Annotated in this window: 12 protein-coding genes; 4 read left to right on the top strand and 8 right to left on the bottom strand. The window is 65.7% G+C overall.

From position 1 onward, the window contains the following. Window positions 1-29: 29 nt before the first annotated feature. Both gyrB and EJ070_RS06535 read right to left on the bottom strand, forming a co-directional pair. Window positions 30-2,501, bottom strand: a complete 2,472-nt coding sequence (gyrB, locus tag EJ070_RS06540; protein WP_126090600.1) for a DNA topoisomerase (ATP-hydrolyzing) subunit B — start codon at window positions 2,499-2,501, stop codon at window positions 30-32. A gap of 248 nt (window positions 2,502-2,749) precedes the next feature. Beyond that, on the bottom strand, window positions 2,750-3,331 hold the full coding sequence (locus EJ070_RS06535) for an NADPH-dependent FMN reductase (protein ID WP_126090599.1): 582 nt from the start codon (window positions 3,329-3,331) through the stop codon (window positions 2,750-2,752). 180 nt (window positions 3,332-3,511) lie between these two features. On the opposite strand from EJ070_RS06535, the gene EJ070_RS06530 reads away from it, so the two are divergent. Next, window positions 3,512-4,882 (top strand): cytochrome P450, encoded by a 1,371-nt coding sequence (locus EJ070_RS06530; protein WP_126090598.1) that lies wholly within the window; start codon window positions 3,512-3,514, stop codon window positions 4,880-4,882. Between the two features lie 12 nt (window positions 4,883-4,894). On the opposite strand, the gene EJ070_RS06525 is transcribed toward EJ070_RS06530, so the two are convergent. The 6 genes from EJ070_RS06525 to EJ070_RS06500 form a co-directional block, all read right to left on the bottom strand. After that, the gene (locus EJ070_RS06525; RefSeq protein ID WP_126090597.1) at window positions 4,895-5,878 is read right to left on the bottom strand and encodes a complex I NDUFA9 subunit family protein; all 984 of its coding nucleotides are present in this window, start codon (window positions 5,876-5,878) and stop codon (window positions 4,895-4,897) included. 441 nt (window positions 5,879-6,319) lie between these two features. Continuing rightward, window positions 6,320-7,321 carry an Ldh family oxidoreductase gene (locus EJ070_RS06520; RefSeq protein WP_126090596.1) on the bottom strand — a complete coding sequence of 334 codons (1,002 nt, stop codon included), beginning with the start codon at window positions 7,319-7,321 and terminating at the stop codon, window positions 6,320-6,322. Window positions 7,322-7,414: 93 nt separating this feature from the next. After that, window positions 7,415-8,224: an ABC transporter permease gene (locus EJ070_RS06515; protein WP_126090595.1), complete on the bottom strand. Its 810-nt coding sequence runs from the start codon at window positions 8,222-8,224 to the stop codon at window positions 7,415-7,417. Next, entirely contained in the window at window positions 8,224-8,889 is a 666-nt protein-coding gene (locus tag EJ070_RS06510; protein WP_189350600.1) for an ABC transporter permease subunit, read from the bottom strand. The genes EJ070_RS06515 and EJ070_RS06510 overlap by 1 nt, the downstream gene beginning before the upstream one ends. A gap of 205 nt (window positions 8,890-9,094) precedes the next feature. Next, on the bottom strand, window positions 9,095-9,889 hold the full coding sequence (locus tag EJ070_RS06505) for a transporter substrate-binding domain-containing protein (protein WP_126090593.1): 795 nt from the start codon (window positions 9,887-9,889) through the stop codon (window positions 9,095-9,097). Window positions 9,890-9,945: 56 nt separating this feature from the next. Continuing rightward, window positions 9,946-10,761 carry an ABC transporter ATP-binding protein gene (locus EJ070_RS06500; RefSeq protein WP_126090592.1) on the bottom strand — a complete coding sequence of 272 codons (816 nt, stop codon included), beginning with the start codon at window positions 10,759-10,761 and terminating at the stop codon, window positions 9,946-9,948. A 212-nt stretch (window positions 10,762-10,973) separates the two neighbouring features. Here EJ070_RS06500 and EJ070_RS06495 point away from each other — a divergent pair, with 212 nt between their 5' ends. The 3 genes from EJ070_RS06495 (at window position 10,974) to EJ070_RS06485 (ending at window position 14,221) form a co-directional block, all read left to right on the top strand. Next, on the top strand, window positions 10,974-11,846 hold the full coding sequence (locus tag EJ070_RS06495) for a dimethylarginine dimethylaminohydrolase family protein (protein WP_126090591.1): 873 nt from the start codon (window positions 10,974-10,976) through the stop codon (window positions 11,844-11,846). Continuing rightward, on the top strand, window positions 11,816-12,487 hold the full coding sequence (locus EJ070_RS06490) for a TetR family transcriptional regulator C-terminal domain-containing protein (protein WP_126090590.1): 672 nt from the start codon (window positions 11,816-11,818) through the stop codon (window positions 12,485-12,487). The genes EJ070_RS06495 and EJ070_RS06490 overlap by 31 nt, the downstream gene beginning before the upstream one ends. Before the next feature lie 153 nt (window positions 12,488-12,640). Next, window positions 12,641-14,221: a 5-guanidino-2-oxopentanoate decarboxylase gene (locus tag EJ070_RS06485; RefSeq protein ID WP_126090589.1), complete on the top strand. Its 1,581-nt coding sequence runs from the start codon at window positions 12,641-12,643 to the stop codon at window positions 14,219-14,221. Window positions 14,222-14,278 lie beyond the last annotated feature (57 nt).

Raw genomic sequence — 14,278 nt, 5'->3', positions numbered from 1 at the left:
TTTGCAGGAGACTGTCGGCCAGATCCCGATCAAATATCCAGATTGGCGACCGACAGCGCATTGTCCTGGATGAACTCGCGGCGCGGCTCCACCTCGTCGCCCATCAGCCGCGAGAACAGGCTGTCTGCGTCCGTCGCATCCGCCACCTTGACCTGCAGCAGCGAGCGCACGTTCGGATCGAGCGTGGTTTCCCAGAGCTGCTCGGCGTTCATCTCGCCGAGGCCCTTGTAGCGCTGCATGGTCAGGCCCTTGCGGCCCGTGGCGAACACCGCGTTGAGCAGCGCCAGCGGTCCCGAAATGGTCTCAGAGACGTCCTTGCGGCGCAGCACCGGCGGCTCGCTGTAGATCTCGGAAAGGCGCGAGGCATAGCGGTCTAGCTGGCGCGCATCGGCCGAATTGATCAGCCCGGCGTCGAGCTGCACGAATTCCTTGACGCCGCGCACCGTGCGCTCGAACACATAGCCGCCGGTGCCGTCATTCGAAGCCGACAGGCGTCCGGTCCAGCCGCGCTCGGTCTCCTCGGCGATTATGTCGAGCCGCCCGGCGACGCGTTCGGCCATGGCGTTGGCGCGGCCGAGATCGGCAAGCACGTCGGCATTGAGCGCGCCGGCGATCGCCGCCTGCTCGACGACATCGCGGTTGTAGCGCGTGTGCAGCCCGTTGATCAGGTGCCGCACCGCCAGCGCGTCGTCGATGGCGCCGCGCAGGTCCTGTCCGGTGCGCACTTCGCCGGACGCCAGCGTCAGAGAAGCCTCCTCCAGCCCGGAGTCGATCAGATATTCCTCATAGGCGCCTTCGTCCTTGAGGTACTGCGAGCTTTTTCCCCGCGTCACTTTGTAGAGCGGCGGCTGGGCGATGTAGAGATGGCCGCGCTCGATCAGCTCCGGCATCTGCCGGAAGAAGAAGGTGAGCAGCAGCGTGCGGATGTGGGCGCCGTCGACGTCGGCGTCGGTCATCAGGATGATCTTGTGGTAGCGCAGCTTGTCGGCGTTGAACTCGTCCTTGCCGATCGAGGTGCCGAGCGCGGTGATCAGCGTGCCGATCATGTCGGAACTCAGCATGCGGTCGAAGCGCGCGCGCTCGACGTTCAGGATCTTGCCGCGCAGCGGCAGGATGGCCTGGTTCTGGCGCGAGCGCCCGCCCTTGGCCGAGCCGCCGGCCGAGTCACCCTCGACGATGAAGATTTCCGATTTCGCCGGGTCGCGTTCCTGGCAGTCGGCAAGCTTGCCTGGCAGCGAGGTGACGCCGAGCGTGCTCTTGCGGGTGATGTCGCGCGCCTTGCGCGCGGCCTCGCGCGCCGCGGCTGCCTGGATCACCTTTTCGACCACCACCCTGCCTTCGGTCGGATGCTCCTCCAGCCAGGTGCCCAATGCCTCGTTCACCAGCCCTTCCACCACCGGGCGGACTTCCGAAGAGACCAGCTTGTCCTTGGTCTGCGAAGAGAATTTCGGATCCGGCACCTTGACCGAGAGAACGGCGGTCAGGCCTTCGCGGCAGTCGTCGCCGGTAAGAGACACCTTTTCCTTCTTGGTCTGGCCGGAAGATTCGCCGTATCCAGTGATCTGCCGCGTCAGCGCGCCGCGGAAGCCGGCCAGATGCGTGCCGCCATCGCGCTGCGGGATGTTGTTGGTGAAGGCCAGCACATTCTCGTGATAGCTGTCGTTCCACCACATCGCCACCTCGACGGTGATGCCGTCGCGCTCGGCGCGGATCGCGATCGGCTTTTCGATCAGCGGCTTCTTGACCCGGTCGAGATATTTCACGAACTCCTCGAGGCCGCCGTCATAGTGCAGCTCATGGCGCACGAGGTCGGCGTGGCGGGCGTCGGTCAGCACGATGCGCACGCCTGAATTGAGGAAGGCGAGCTCGCGCAGCCGGTGCTCCAGCGTGTTGTAGTCGAACTCGACCATGGTGAAGGTCTCGGCCGACGGGAAGAAGGTGATCTCGCTGCCGCTGCGGCCCTCATAGGTTCCCAGGCGCCTGTCCTGCTCGTAGCTGCCGGTGACCTTCAGCGGCGCGTCGGCGTTGCCATGGGTGAAGCTCATCTCGAAGATCTCGCCGTTGCGGCGGATCTTGAGCTTCAGCCATGCCGAGAGTGCGTTGACAACCGATACGCCGACGCCGTGCAGGCCGCCCGAGACCTTGTAGGAATTCTGGTCGAATTTGCCGCCGGCATGGAGCTGCGTCATGATGACTTCGGCGGCCGAAACGCCCTCGCTGGGGTGGATATCGGTCGGAATCCCGCGGCCGTTGTCGATGACGGTCACCGAACCGTCGGGGTTGAGCGTCACCGAGACGAGGTCGGCGTGTCCGGCCAAAGCCTCGTCGATGGCGTTGTCCACCACCTCATAGACCATGTGATGCAGGCCCGAGCCGTCATCGGTGTCGCCGATATACATGCCCGGCCGCTTGCGGACGGCGTCCAACCCCTTCAAAACCTTGATGGAATCGGCGCCGTACTCGGCTTCCGCGCCATTGGCGCTTTCGGTCTGGTCGCTCATGAAAACCTGTCTGATTGATGTCGCTGGTCCGGCGCGGAAAAATGGCCCCGAATCGCGCCGTTTTGATGTCCTAGATATAGGCGCAAATGACTGGTTTTCCAAGGTTTGCGGGCATTTTGCCGGCTTGGCGAGAAGGCCCTTGTGCTGCCGCGGCGCGTCGGCTCCGCGATCGGGCCAGATGGTAGGGCCAGGCGGCTGCGAAAGCCGCGTCCGGGCACGGCGCGCAGCCGGTCGTGCCGGATCGGCCTTTACTCCAAAGGCAAGCTGGCGCGCAGTGCCTTCAGCGCCTCGCTCCAGCGGAGCAGTTCGTCGAGCATCATCTTGGCACCCTGCAGCACGTAGTCGCTCGCCTGGTACGCGCCATCCTTGTCAAGCAGCGTCCTGTAGGTGGGCAGCGCCACGCCTTCCGGGATCGGCATGACGCCGACCGAGGTCAGCAGCGGCTTCAGCGCCTGCGCAGCACGTAGGCCGCCGGACACCCCGCCATAGCTGAAGATGGCGGCGGGCTTGTAGCGCCACTCCTTGAGCAGATAGTCGACCGCGTTCACGATCGCCGGGGCCACGAAGTAATTGTATTCCGGCGCCACGAAGACGAATGCGTCGGCGGCGTCGATCGCCTTCGACCAGGCCTTGGTGTGGTCGTTCTCATATTTGCCCAAGCGCGGATGATGCGGCTCGTCGAGCATCGGCAGCTTGAAGGCGGCAATGTCGGTCAGCACCGGCTCGAACTTGCCGTGCTCGCGCGCGAAGCCCTCGAGCCACTCGGCGAAGATCGGCCCGGCGCGGCCCGGCCGCGTGCTGCCGATGATGATGCTCAACTGGTTCTTCACGGGTGGCTCCTTCATTGACAGTATACATTGGTGACTAAAGCAAGCAGTCACCGTCAACAAGCGGCCATTGGTCGCGCCGTTCACATTCAGGCGAGGCGGTCCGTCCGCGGACTTGCCACTCGGCCACATGGACGCCCGCCTTGCCGGGCACTACATTTAGCCTGCCAGCGGAGCATGCCCATGGACACCAAGCCCGCCCCCTTCGTGCCGCCCGCGCCGAAGCCGCGCACCCAGCCGCCCTCGACGCTGGAGATGATGCGCATCGTCTACCGCAACCCGCTCGAGCTGTGGGGCGAGCATACCTACAACGAGCCCTGGATCTCGGTGACCGGCATCGGCGGGCCGCTGGTCATCGCCAACGATCCCGGCCTCATACGCCATGTGCTGATCGACAACGCCAGGAACTACAAGATGGCGACCGTGCGCCAGCTGATCCTGCGCCCGATCCTGCGCGACGGCCTGCTCACGGCCGAGGGCGAGGTGTGGAAACGCTCGCGCAAGGCCATGGCGCCGATGTTCACGCCACGCCACATCTTCGGTTTCGCCGAGCCGATGCTGAAGCGCGCGCTGGAATTCGTCACCCGCTACGAGGCCGGCGGCGCGACCGACGTCGCTCGTGACATGACGATGCTCACCTACGACATCCTGGCCGAGACGCTGTTTTCCGGCGAGGTCGCCGGGGAGCAGGGCAGCTTCGCCAAGGAAGTCGACCGCCTGTTCGAGACCATGGGCCGCGTCGATCCGCTCGACCTTTTGCGCGCGCCGGAATGGCTGCCGCGCTTCACCCGCATCCGCGGCCGCAAGACCATGGCCTATTTCCGCAACATCGTCGCCGGCACGGTGAAGATGCGCGAGGAGCGGCTGAGGCGCGACCCCGATGGCGTCCCACAGGATTTTCTGACGCTGCTGTTGAGAGCCGAGGGGCCGGACGGCCTCACGCGCGCGGAAGTCGAGGACAACATCATCACCTTCATCGGCGCCGGCCACGAGACGACGGCGCGCGCGCTGGGCTGGACGATCTATTGCCTCTCCGAGGCCCCGTGGGAGCGCGATAGGGTCGAAAAAGAGATCGATGCGGTGTTGGCGCGGGAGCCCGATCCGACGAAATGGCTGGACGCCATGCCGCTCACCCGCGCCGCCTTCGAAGAGGCGCTGAGGCTCTATCCGCCGGCGCCCTCGATCAACCGCGAACCGATCGAGCCGGAGACCTGGAATGGCCTCTACATCCCGAAATATGCCGCCGTGCTGGTGATGCCCTGGGTCGTGCATCGGCACCGCAAGCTGTGGGACCGGCCGGACGCCTTCATGCCGGAGCGTTTCCATCCCGAAAACCGCGACCGGATCGACCGCTTCCAGTATCTGCCTTTCGGCGCCGGGCCGCGCGTCTGCATCGGCGCCAGCTTCGCCATGCAGGAGGCGATCATCGCTTTAGCCATCTTGTTGTCGCGCTTCCGCTTCGACGTGACATCCGAAACGCGGCCATGGCCGGTGCAGAAGCTGACGACGCAGCCGCAGGGCGGCCTGCCGATGCAGGTTTCGCGGCGCGCTTAGTTGGGAAATTGTCTACCGGTCGGCGATCGGTCGGCGCTGCTGGAACTGGCCGGCGGCGCGGAAGCGCCAGAGGTAGCTCGGCAGGATCGTCGCGATCGCCTGCGGCTGGATGCCGAGGCCGCCGAGCGTCCTGTCCGCCTTGGCGGCGGCTTCGGAGACGACATTGTGCGCGCGCAACTGCAGCACCTGGTCCTTGGTCAGCAGCGGATTGGGCAGCAGCTGAAGGATCGAGGCCTGGATGTTCGCCACCCACCACGGCACCGGCACCAGGAGCCGCCGGCGATCGATGACCGCGAGCATCTCTTCCATGCATTCCTTGAAGGTCAGCACCTGCGGACCGCCGAGCTCATAGATCTGGCCGCCCTTGACCTTGCCGTCTACCGAGCGCGCAATCGCCTCGGCGACGTCGCCGACATAGACCGGCTGGAATTTCGTCTGCCCGCCGCCGATCAGCGGCAGGACGGGCGAGAGGCGTGCCATGCCCGCGAAGCGGTTGAAGAAGCTGTCTTCCGGTCCGAAATTGATCGACGGCCGGAAGATGACGGCATCCGGGATCGTCTCGAACACCGCCTTCTCGCCGAGCGCCTTGGTGCGCGCGTAGTCGGAAGCCGAGTTCAAGTCGGCGCCGAGCGCCGAGATGTGGGTGAGGCCGGCGCCGACCGACCGCGCGGCCTCGGCGATGGCGCGCGCGCCGAAGTCGTGCACGGAGCCGAATTTCTGCCGGCCGGTCTCGTGCAGGATGGCGACCAGGTTGACGACGTGGTCGGCGCCCTGCACGGCGCGGTCGACCGACCAGCGCACGCGCACATTGGCCTGCACCGGCTGGATCTGACCGACATTGCCGAGCGGCTGCACATGGCCGGCAAGGTCCGGCCGCCGGCAGGCGACCCGGATGCGGTAGCCGCGCTTGGCGAGCGCGCGCACGACATGGCGGCCGACAAAGCCTGAGCCGCCGAAGACGACGACGAGCTTGGGGGTCTGCAGGATTTCGGTCATGGCTGGCTCCGGCGCGCTTTCCCGATAGACTTGGTTACAGCGCCGTGCGGCCAATCGGACGCGCAAAGGACGCTGTAAGACTTTGATCTGGCCGTCTCATAGTCGGTTTCGCGCCAAAGGCAAAGGGCAGGCGAAGCCAATCTCGAGCTTGTTTCGGCCCAAACAGAAAACCCCGCCGAAGCGGGGCTTTCCGGGCAGTGCTCGCACCGAAACAGGGACCAACGAGGCGGCCTGACCTGAGACGGTATCAAGGCGGCGTGAAGCATTCACGCCCGCCCCGGCCCTGGACGCCCGGCGCGGCGCCGCCAACCGCAAGCCGCGACCCCAGCCACCCTCTGCGGCTTGCGATGCGGGGTGCCGATGATGGGTCGTCGCAGGGCGATAAAGGGTTCAACGGGCACGTGAAGAAATGCGCGCGCTATGTCGCCGAGTGTGCCTTGGTCAGGCCGAGTAGCGTTCGGCGAATTCGGAAATGCGCTGCACGACCGCTTTCGGAACGTCGAAGCCGCGCGCCGTCGCCTTTTCCGCGGCCTCGGCGCGGGCGCGGCCGGGGATGTGCACGCCGTAGCGCCGCCGCAGCCGGTCGAGTTGCCCCTTCATGCGCTGTTCGAAGTCCGGGTCGAGCAGCTTGGGCTCGATGGCTAAAACGAAAAGCCCGGTTCCGGGACTGTCCGGCCCGCCGGAGAACCATGGCGCGTCGAGCGACCAATTGGCGCCGGAAATGCCTGCCGCCAGCACCTCGACCATCAAGGCGATGTTGGCGCCGCGCTGGCCGCCGAAGGCGAGCATCGCGCCCTTCATCGCCGCCGCCGGATCGGTGGTCGGGTTGCCGCTTGCGTCCAGTGCCCAGCCCTCGGGGATCTTCTTGCCGTCTTCCGCGGCCTTGCGGATGTTGACGAAGGCGGTAGCGCTCGACGACTGGTCGATGACCAGAGGCGGTCCGTCGGCGGCCGGTGCTGCAAAGGACATCGGGTTGGTACAGTAGACCGGCTTGACCGAGCCTGAGCCTGCGAGCACCGCCGGCCCGTTGGTGGCGGCGAAGGAGACCAGCCCCTGTCCGGCCAGCCGCCCGGTGAAATAGCCGAGCGCGCCGCAGGTATAGGCGTTCTTCTGCGAGAAGATGGCAACGCCGAACAGCCTTGCCGCCTTGGCGAGATCCTCGATCGTGCGGTCGAAGCCGGTATGGGCCAGCCCGCCCCGAGCATCGGAGAGGTAGACGGCCAGCGCCGGCCGGGTGACGACAGGATCGGCATTGCCGTCGATGCGGCCGGCCTCGATCGCTTCCAGATAGTCGATGAAATGCGACAGGCCGACCGACGACAGCCCCTCTGCCTCCGCCGCTATGATCGAGGCGACCAGCGACTGCGTCGCCTCCTCATTGGCCCCGGCGCCGAGCGCCGCCATCCGGCACAGTCCTTTTGCCTGGTCGAGGGTGAGTTGCATCGTGGCCGTCCCGAGTGAGTAGGAAGTGGTCAGTAGTCAGTAGGACAAAACCAGCGAGCAGCCCACCACTCGCTATTCGCTACTCTCTATTCGCTAGCCTATCTTGACCGGAATCCGCGCCTCGATCCTGCTGAAGATCAGGACGAGGATGCCGGTGATGGTCATGTAGATCAGCGCCAGCAGCAGCAGCGGTTCGTAGGTCAGGTAGGTGTCCTGCCGCACCTTGGACGAGACGGCGAAGATATCGATGACGCTGATTGTCGCCACCAGCGGCGTCGACTTCAGCTGCAGCACGGTTTCGCCGGTCAGCGTCGGCAGCGCGCGGTAGAAGGCCTGCGGCAACCAGATGCGGCGGAAGATCTTGAAGCGGCTCATGCCGAAGGCGCGGGCCGCTTCCAACTGGCCTTTCGGCACGCCGGCGAAGGCGCCGCGCATCACCTCGCCCTCATAGCCGGCGAAGGACATGGTCAGCGCCACCACGCCATAGGGCCAGGCTTGCCTGAGATATGGCCACATCCAGGACCCGCGGATCCACGGATATTGCGGGAACAGCGAGCCCAGCCCGTAATAGAGCAGCCAGAGCTGCAGGAGCAGCGGCGTGCCGCGGATGATGGTGCAGAAAACCTTGGCCGGCACGGCGAACCAGAACGGCCCGCCGGCCTGCGCCAGCCCGAGCGGCACCGCGAGCAGGAAGCCCAGCGCGCAGGTGACGACGAGGATCCAAAGCGACCGCCAGATGCCGAGCAGCCCCATTTGCCAATATTGCGGCAGCCAGTCCCAGCGCATGAAGAAGGCCGCGCAGAAGACCAGCGCCAGGGCGATCAGGATCAGCACGATGCGGTGCGGCTGAAGCCACAGCGAGGCACGGGCCGCGACGTTGATGACGGCGGTCTCTCCAGTCATCAGCGTGCCTCCTTGACGGAAGGCATGCCGCGCCGCGACCGCATCTCGATGCGGCCGATGATCAGGTTGGAGAACAGCGTCAGCGCCAGGTAGAGCACGCCAGCCGCGACAAAGAACAACAGATAGGCCTTGGTGACGCCGGCCGCCTGCCGCGTCGCAAGCGTCAGTTCGAAGAAGCCGACGACGGCAAGCAGCGCTGTGTCCTTGGTGGCGATCAGCCAGAGATTGGCGAGGCCCGGGATGGCGAAGGGCAGCATTGCCGGCAGCGTTATGCGCCTCAGCATCAGGCCGGGCGGCATGCCGTAGGCGCGGGCCGCCTCGATCTGGCCCTGCGGGATGGACAGGATGGCGCCGCGGATGACTTCTGTCGAATAGGCGCCCTGAACGACACCGAGGACGAAGATGCCGGCCGCCAGGCCGCTGATGTCGATGCGCTGATAGCCCATTGCCGCCAGCACCTGGTTGATCAGGTCGGTGCCGGCATAATAGAGCAGCAGGATCAGCACCAGTTCCGGCACGGCACGCACCACGGTCGTATAGATGGCCAGCAGGTCGCGTGCCACCGGCCCGCCATAGAGCTTGCCCCAGGCGCCGCCGGTGCCGATCAGCAGGCCGAGGCAGGTGGCGCCGATGGCGATCTCGATCGAATGCAGGAATCCGACCAGCAAGGTGCCGCCCCAGCCGGGCGCCACGGGCGACAGGAGTTCGAAAATACCGGCCGCCGAGGCCGGAAGAAAGGCGTCGATCAGCTTCGCCCCCGAATTGCTGGCTTCGTCGCTGGCCGTAGCGGCCAGCGGCAAGCGCGCGTGGAAGATTGGGCTTAGGGGCACGGCAGTGACGCCATGCCCCTAACTCATGGGCGAGAAGTCGTCAGTTCGACTGCGTGGCGCCGCCGTAGATGTCGAAGTCGAAGTATTTCTTCGAGATCTCGTCATACTTGCCGTTGGCGCGGATCGCCTTGATGCCGGCGTTGACCTTTTCCTTCAGATCGGTGTCTTCCTTGCGCACGCCGGCGCCGACGCCCGGCCCGAGCACTTCGTCGTCCGGAGCGACCATGCCCTTGAGATCGCAGCAGGCCTTGCCCTGATCGGTCTTGAGGAATTCGCCAAGCGCGATGGAGTCGGCCTGCACCGCATCGAGACGGCCGGCGGCAAGATCATTGTTGGCTTCGTCCTGGGTCTGGTATTCCTTGATCTCCTGCGCGCCGGTGAAGTGCTTCTTGGCGTAGACGGCATGCACCGTCGACACCTGGACGCCGATCACCTTGCCCTTGAGGTCATCCGGCGTGGCGCCGAACTTCTGGTCCTTCGGCCCGATGATCGCCGTCGGCGTGTTGTAATACTTGTCCGAGAAGTCGATCGTCTTCTTGCGTTCGTCGGTGATCGACATCGAGGAGACGATGAGGTCGATCTTCTTGGTGGTCAGCGCCGGAATGATGCCGTCCCAGGCAACGGGCGTGATGACGCAGTCGAGCTTCTCCTCGGCGCAGACGGCGTCGATGAATTCGATCTCCCAGCCGACCCACTTGCCCGTCGCATCCGGCGAGGTGAAGGGCGGATAAGGCTCGGCGGCGACGCCGATCTTGACCTGATCGGCCTTGGCCGCGCCCATCGCAGCGACGCCGAAGAGCAGCGCCGCGGCGAAGGTCTTGAGAACAGTCTTCATTTCAGGACTCCCAGTTTGTTGTTGTTCCCGGTTTTTCGCCCCGCTTGACGCCGGCCCTAGCCGACGTTGCGGAGGAATTGCTTGAGCCTTTCGGATTTGGGCGCGCCGAACAATTGTTCCGGCGGGCCTTCCTCCTCGACCAGCCCGTTGTAGAGGTAGACGACATGCGTCGCGACCTCGCGGGCGAACTTCATTTCATGCGTCACCAGCACCATGGTGCGCCCCTCGCGCGCCAGGTCGCCGATCACCTTCAGCACCTCGCCGACCAGCTCCGGATCGAGCGCCGAGGTCGGTTCGTCGAACAGCATGACGCGCGGATTGATCGCCAGCGCGCGCGCGATCGCGGCGCGCTGCTGCTGGCCGCCCGAGAGGAACGCTGGATACACGTCGCGCTTCTCCGCCAGCCCGACGCGGGCAAGCAGCTTCTCGGCCTGGGCGATCGCCTCGTCGCGCTTGACGCCGAGCACATGCACCGGAACCTCGATGACGTTCTCGATCAGCGTCATGTGGCTCCACAGGTTGAAATTCTGGAACACCATGCCGAGCCGGGAGCGGATGCGCTCGATCTGCTTGCGGTCGGCCGGAACCGTGTGGCCGTGGCTGTCGGCCTTGAGCTTGATCTCCTCGCCGTTGACGCGAATGATGCCGCTGGTCGGGTTTTCCAGGCAGTTGATGCAGCGCAGCAGTGTCGACTTGCCCGAACCCGAGCCGCCGATGATGGCGATCACCTCGCCGTCGCGCGCCGACAGCGAAACGCCCTTCAGGACGTGCAGCTGGCCGAATTTCTTGTGCAGGTTCTCGACATGGATGGCTTCGGCGGCGCCGGTTTGCGCCTCGCCGGATGGGACTGCGGCAGCCTCCACCGCGCTCAACGGGTGACCTCTAATTGGTCGAAGGCAGTTCGTCGAACGTCCATCCGGCTAATCAACATACCGCTGTTACTGCCCGCTCAAGACTTCAGCATGGACCCGACAGCGCGAGCCCGTCAATCCCGCTCATTACGGCACTTGCGGCCTTGTTATGCAAGTGTATAAATAGCCTTTCATGAAATTTTCTCGGTTTTTTTCAGCATAAAAGGGCATCGATGAGCGCTTTCGGATCACAGTCCATGGCGGCGCCGCTGCGGCGCGTGCTGATGCGGTCGGCGGCCAACGCCATGCGCGACGCCGATAGAGCTCAATGGCACTATGGCCCGGGGTTCAACCCGGCGAGAGCTGCCTCGCAGCACGCGGTTCTTGCTGAGCTGGTGGCGGCTTCCGGCGCCGAAATCGAATGGATCGAGGACAGGGCCGACGGCCTTTCGGATTCGGTGTTCACGCACGATCCATCGCTGATGACCGACCGCGGCGCGCTGATCCTGTCCATGGGCAAGCCATTGCGCGCCGGGGAGCCGTCGCTGCATGAGGAAACCTACAGAAGACTGGGCATTCCGATCCTCGGCCGCGTCGAGGCTCCTGGCCAGGTCGAAGGCGGTGATTGTGTATGGGTGGATGCCCGCACGCTGGCGATTGGGCGCGGTGTCCGCTCCAACCAGCAAGGCATCCAGCAGGTTTCCAACCTGCTGACGCCGCTGGGCATTTCCGTCTACGGCTTCGATCTGCCGCTGTGGCAGGGCGAAGAGGCGTGCCTGCATCTGATGTCGGTGATCAGCCCGCTGGCCGACGATCTCGCGCTGGTCCATTCACCGCTTCTGCCGGCCCCCTTCTATCAGATGCTGAAGGCGCGGGGCGTCCGGCTGGTCGAAGGCGACGCCGGAGAGTTCGCCGCTTCCAACGGGCTCAGCCTGAACGTGCTGCCGACCAGCCCGCTCAAGGTCATTGCCGTCGCAGGCTTTCCCAGGACCAAAGCCGCGATGGAAGCTGCCGGCTGCGCGGTTGAGATATTCGAGGCGGATGCGCTCTGCATCGCCTGCGAAGGCGGGCCGACATGCCTGACGCGGCCGATCCTGCGCCAATGAATGCGCGCCGTAAGTTCCGTCGCGAGGGCGAGGAGCGGCGCCGGCAGGATTTGATCGAAGCGACTCTGAACAGCGTGGCCGAATATGGCCTGCAGGGCGCCACCTTGCGCACCATCGCATTGCGTGCCGGGGTCACCGCCGGGCTGATCCGGCACTATTTTCCCGGCAAGGAGGAATTGCTGCAGGAAGCCTATACGGCGCTGGTCGGCCGCATGACCGAGCAGGCGAAAGCAGCATTGGTCATGGAAGATGCCTCGCCGCGCCAACGCCTTGCGGCTTTCGTCACCGCCAACCTCAACGCGCCGATCATCGACGCGCGGGTGTTTTCGCTCTGGGCAACCTTCATCGGCCGGGCAGGTTCGGATCCGACGCTCGCCCGTGCCCACCGCGAAGGCTACCTTGGCTTTCGCAACGAGGTGGAAGCGGTTGTGGCCGAAGTGCTCGCCGCCGAACGGCGCAAGCCGGACGCAAATGAGCTACGCCACCACGCCATCGCGATCAATGCAATCATCGACGGGCTCTGGATCGAAGGCTGCCTGGCCGGCGAGATGTTCTCGCCCGGCGAATTGGCGGCGATCGGCATCAAGGCCGTCGAGGCCGAACTCGGCCTCGCGCCACTGAAGCATGATCCCGAAAAGTAGGAACCGGTTTTCGGAGAAAGATCATGCTCCAACAAAGAATTAGATCGGGATGGCGGTTTCAACGAAACGCCATCACGGTCTAGAGCAATTCCAGGAAAAGTGAGAAGCGGTTTTCCGTCCGGAATTGCGTAAGAAACAAAGGGAAGAAGACCAATGACAACCGTCGGCGAAGCGCTCATCACCTTGCTCGAGGCGCATGGCGTCGACACCGTCTTCGGCATTCCGGGCGTGCACACCGTCGAGCTTTATCGCGGCCTGGCGCGCTCGAAGATCCGTCATGTCACGCCGCGCCACGAGCAGGGCGCCGGCTTCATGGCCGACGGCTATGCGCGCGCCAGCGGCCGGCCGGGCGTCGCCTTCGTCATCACCGGGCCGGGTCTCACCAACACCATCACCGCCATGGGCCAGGCGCGCGCCGATTCGGTGCCGATGCTGGTGATCTCCGGCGTCAACGCCACCGATACGCTTGGCAAGGGCCTCGGCTTCCTGCACGAACTGCCCGACCAGCGCGGCATGATGGAGAAGGTGGCGCTGTTCTCTGAGCGCGTCACCGAGGCCAAGGAGCTGCCCGGCGCGCTCGCCCGCGCCTTCGCCGTTTTCTCCTCGTCGCGTCCGGGTCCGGTCCATATCGAGATCCCGACCGATGTCATGGTCAAGCCCGCCGGGGGGCTCGCGCCGGTGCTGAGCAACACCGCGCCGCCCGCCCCGGCGGCTTCGGTGGTGGCCGAGGCAGCGAGGTTGATCAGGGCGGCTCGCCGGCCGCTGATCCTCGCCGGTGGCGGCGCGAAGCAGGCCGATGCCGCGCTGACGCGCTTCGCCGAAGTGCTGGGCGCGCCGGTCGTCGAGACCGCCAATGCGCGCGGCCTGCTGCATGGCCATCCGCTCTGCGTGCCGGCAAGCCCGAGCCTGAAGGCGGTGCGCGCGCTGATGGCGGACGCCGATCTGGTGATAGCCGCCGGCACCGAATTCGGCCCGACCGACTATGACGGCTATGCCGACGGCGGCTTCGTGCTGCCGCCGAACCTCATCCGCATCGACATCGGCGCCGACCAGATCGCGCGCCGCCCGGTCACCGTCGCGATCCAGGCCGATTGCGCCGAAGCGCTCAATGCGCTGCTGGCTGAGCTGGGCCCCACCCATGTCGCCGCGCAAGACGGCGCTGCCCGCGCGGCCGCGGCGAGAGAGGCGGCGCTGGCCGAGCTGAGGCCTGAATATGTGGCGCAGATGCGCGCCGTGGAGGTTATCCGCGACGCGCTGCCGGGCGCGATCATCGTCGGCGACTCGACCCAGCCGATCTATGCCGCCAACCTCTATTACGACCACGACCGTCCGGCCGGCTGGTTCAACGCCGCGACCGGCTTCGGCGCGTTGGGTTACGGCCCGCCGGCGGCGATCGGCGCCGCCCTTGCCGTGCCCGAGGCGCCCGTCATTTGCCTCACCGGCGACGGCGGCTTCCAGTTCACCTTGCCGGAGCTGGGCGCCGCGCTCGACGCCGCCGCCCCGGTGATCTTCGTCGTCTGGAACAATCGCGGCTATCGCGAGATCGAGACCTCCATGCTCGATGTCGGCGTCGAGCCGGTCGGCGTGTCGCCGGCGCCGCCGGATTTCTGCAAGCTCGCCGAGGCCTATGGCATGGAGGCCGAGCGGCTGGCCGGGGTCGGCGGCCTCGCCGAGGCGCTGAAGCGCGCGCGCGCGGTGGGCAAGCCGCGCGTCATCGAAATCACGATCGATTGAAAGCTTGGCGCTTGCGCGTGAAGGCTTTGGCGTCTGCGGACATTTGCCGGCCGCGGC

The organism is Mesorhizobium sp. M1E.F.Ca.ET.045.02.1.1 (assembly GCF_003952485.1).
In the GTDB taxonomy this organism is placed as follows: Bacteria; Pseudomonadota; Alphaproteobacteria; order Rhizobiales; family Rhizobiaceae; genus Mesorhizobium.
This window is presented reverse-complemented; position numbering and strand designations above follow the sequence as displayed.

Excerpts from the sequence above, each read along its gene's own strand:
- EJ070_RS06485 (WP_126090589.1), top strand. The coding sequence starts at position 12,641 with ATGACAACCGTCGGCGAAGCGCTCATCACCTTGCTCGAGGCGCATGGC.
- EJ070_RS06505 (WP_126090593.1), bottom strand. The coding sequence starts at position 9,889 with ATGAAGACTGTTCTCAAGACCTTCGCCGCGGCGCTGCTCTTCGGCGTC.
- EJ070_RS06530 (WP_126090598.1), top strand. The coding sequence starts at position 3,512 with ATGGACACCAAGCCCGCCCCCTTCGTGCCGCCCGCGCCGAAGCCGCGC.
- EJ070_RS06490 (WP_126090590.1), top strand. The coding sequence starts at position 11,816 with ATGCCTGACGCGGCCGATCCTGCGCCAATGAATGCGCGCCGTAAGTTC.
- EJ070_RS06495 (WP_126090591.1), top strand. The coding sequence starts at position 10,974 with ATGAGCGCTTTCGGATCACAGTCCATGGCGGCGCCGCTGCGGCGCGTG.
- gyrB (WP_126090600.1), bottom strand. The coding sequence starts at position 2,501 with ATGAGCGACCAGACCGAAAGCGCCAATGGCGCGGAAGCCGAGTACGGC.
- EJ070_RS06520 (WP_126090596.1), bottom strand. The coding sequence starts at position 7,321 with ATGCAACTCACCCTCGACCAGGCAAAAGGACTGTGCCGGATGGCGGCG.
- EJ070_RS06525 (WP_126090597.1), bottom strand. The coding sequence starts at position 5,878 with ATGACCGAAATCCTGCAGACCCCCAAGCTCGTCGTCGTCTTCGGCGGC.
- EJ070_RS06515 (WP_126090595.1), bottom strand. The coding sequence starts at position 8,224 with ATGACTGGAGAGACCGCCGTCATCAACGTCGCGGCCCGTGCCTCGCTG.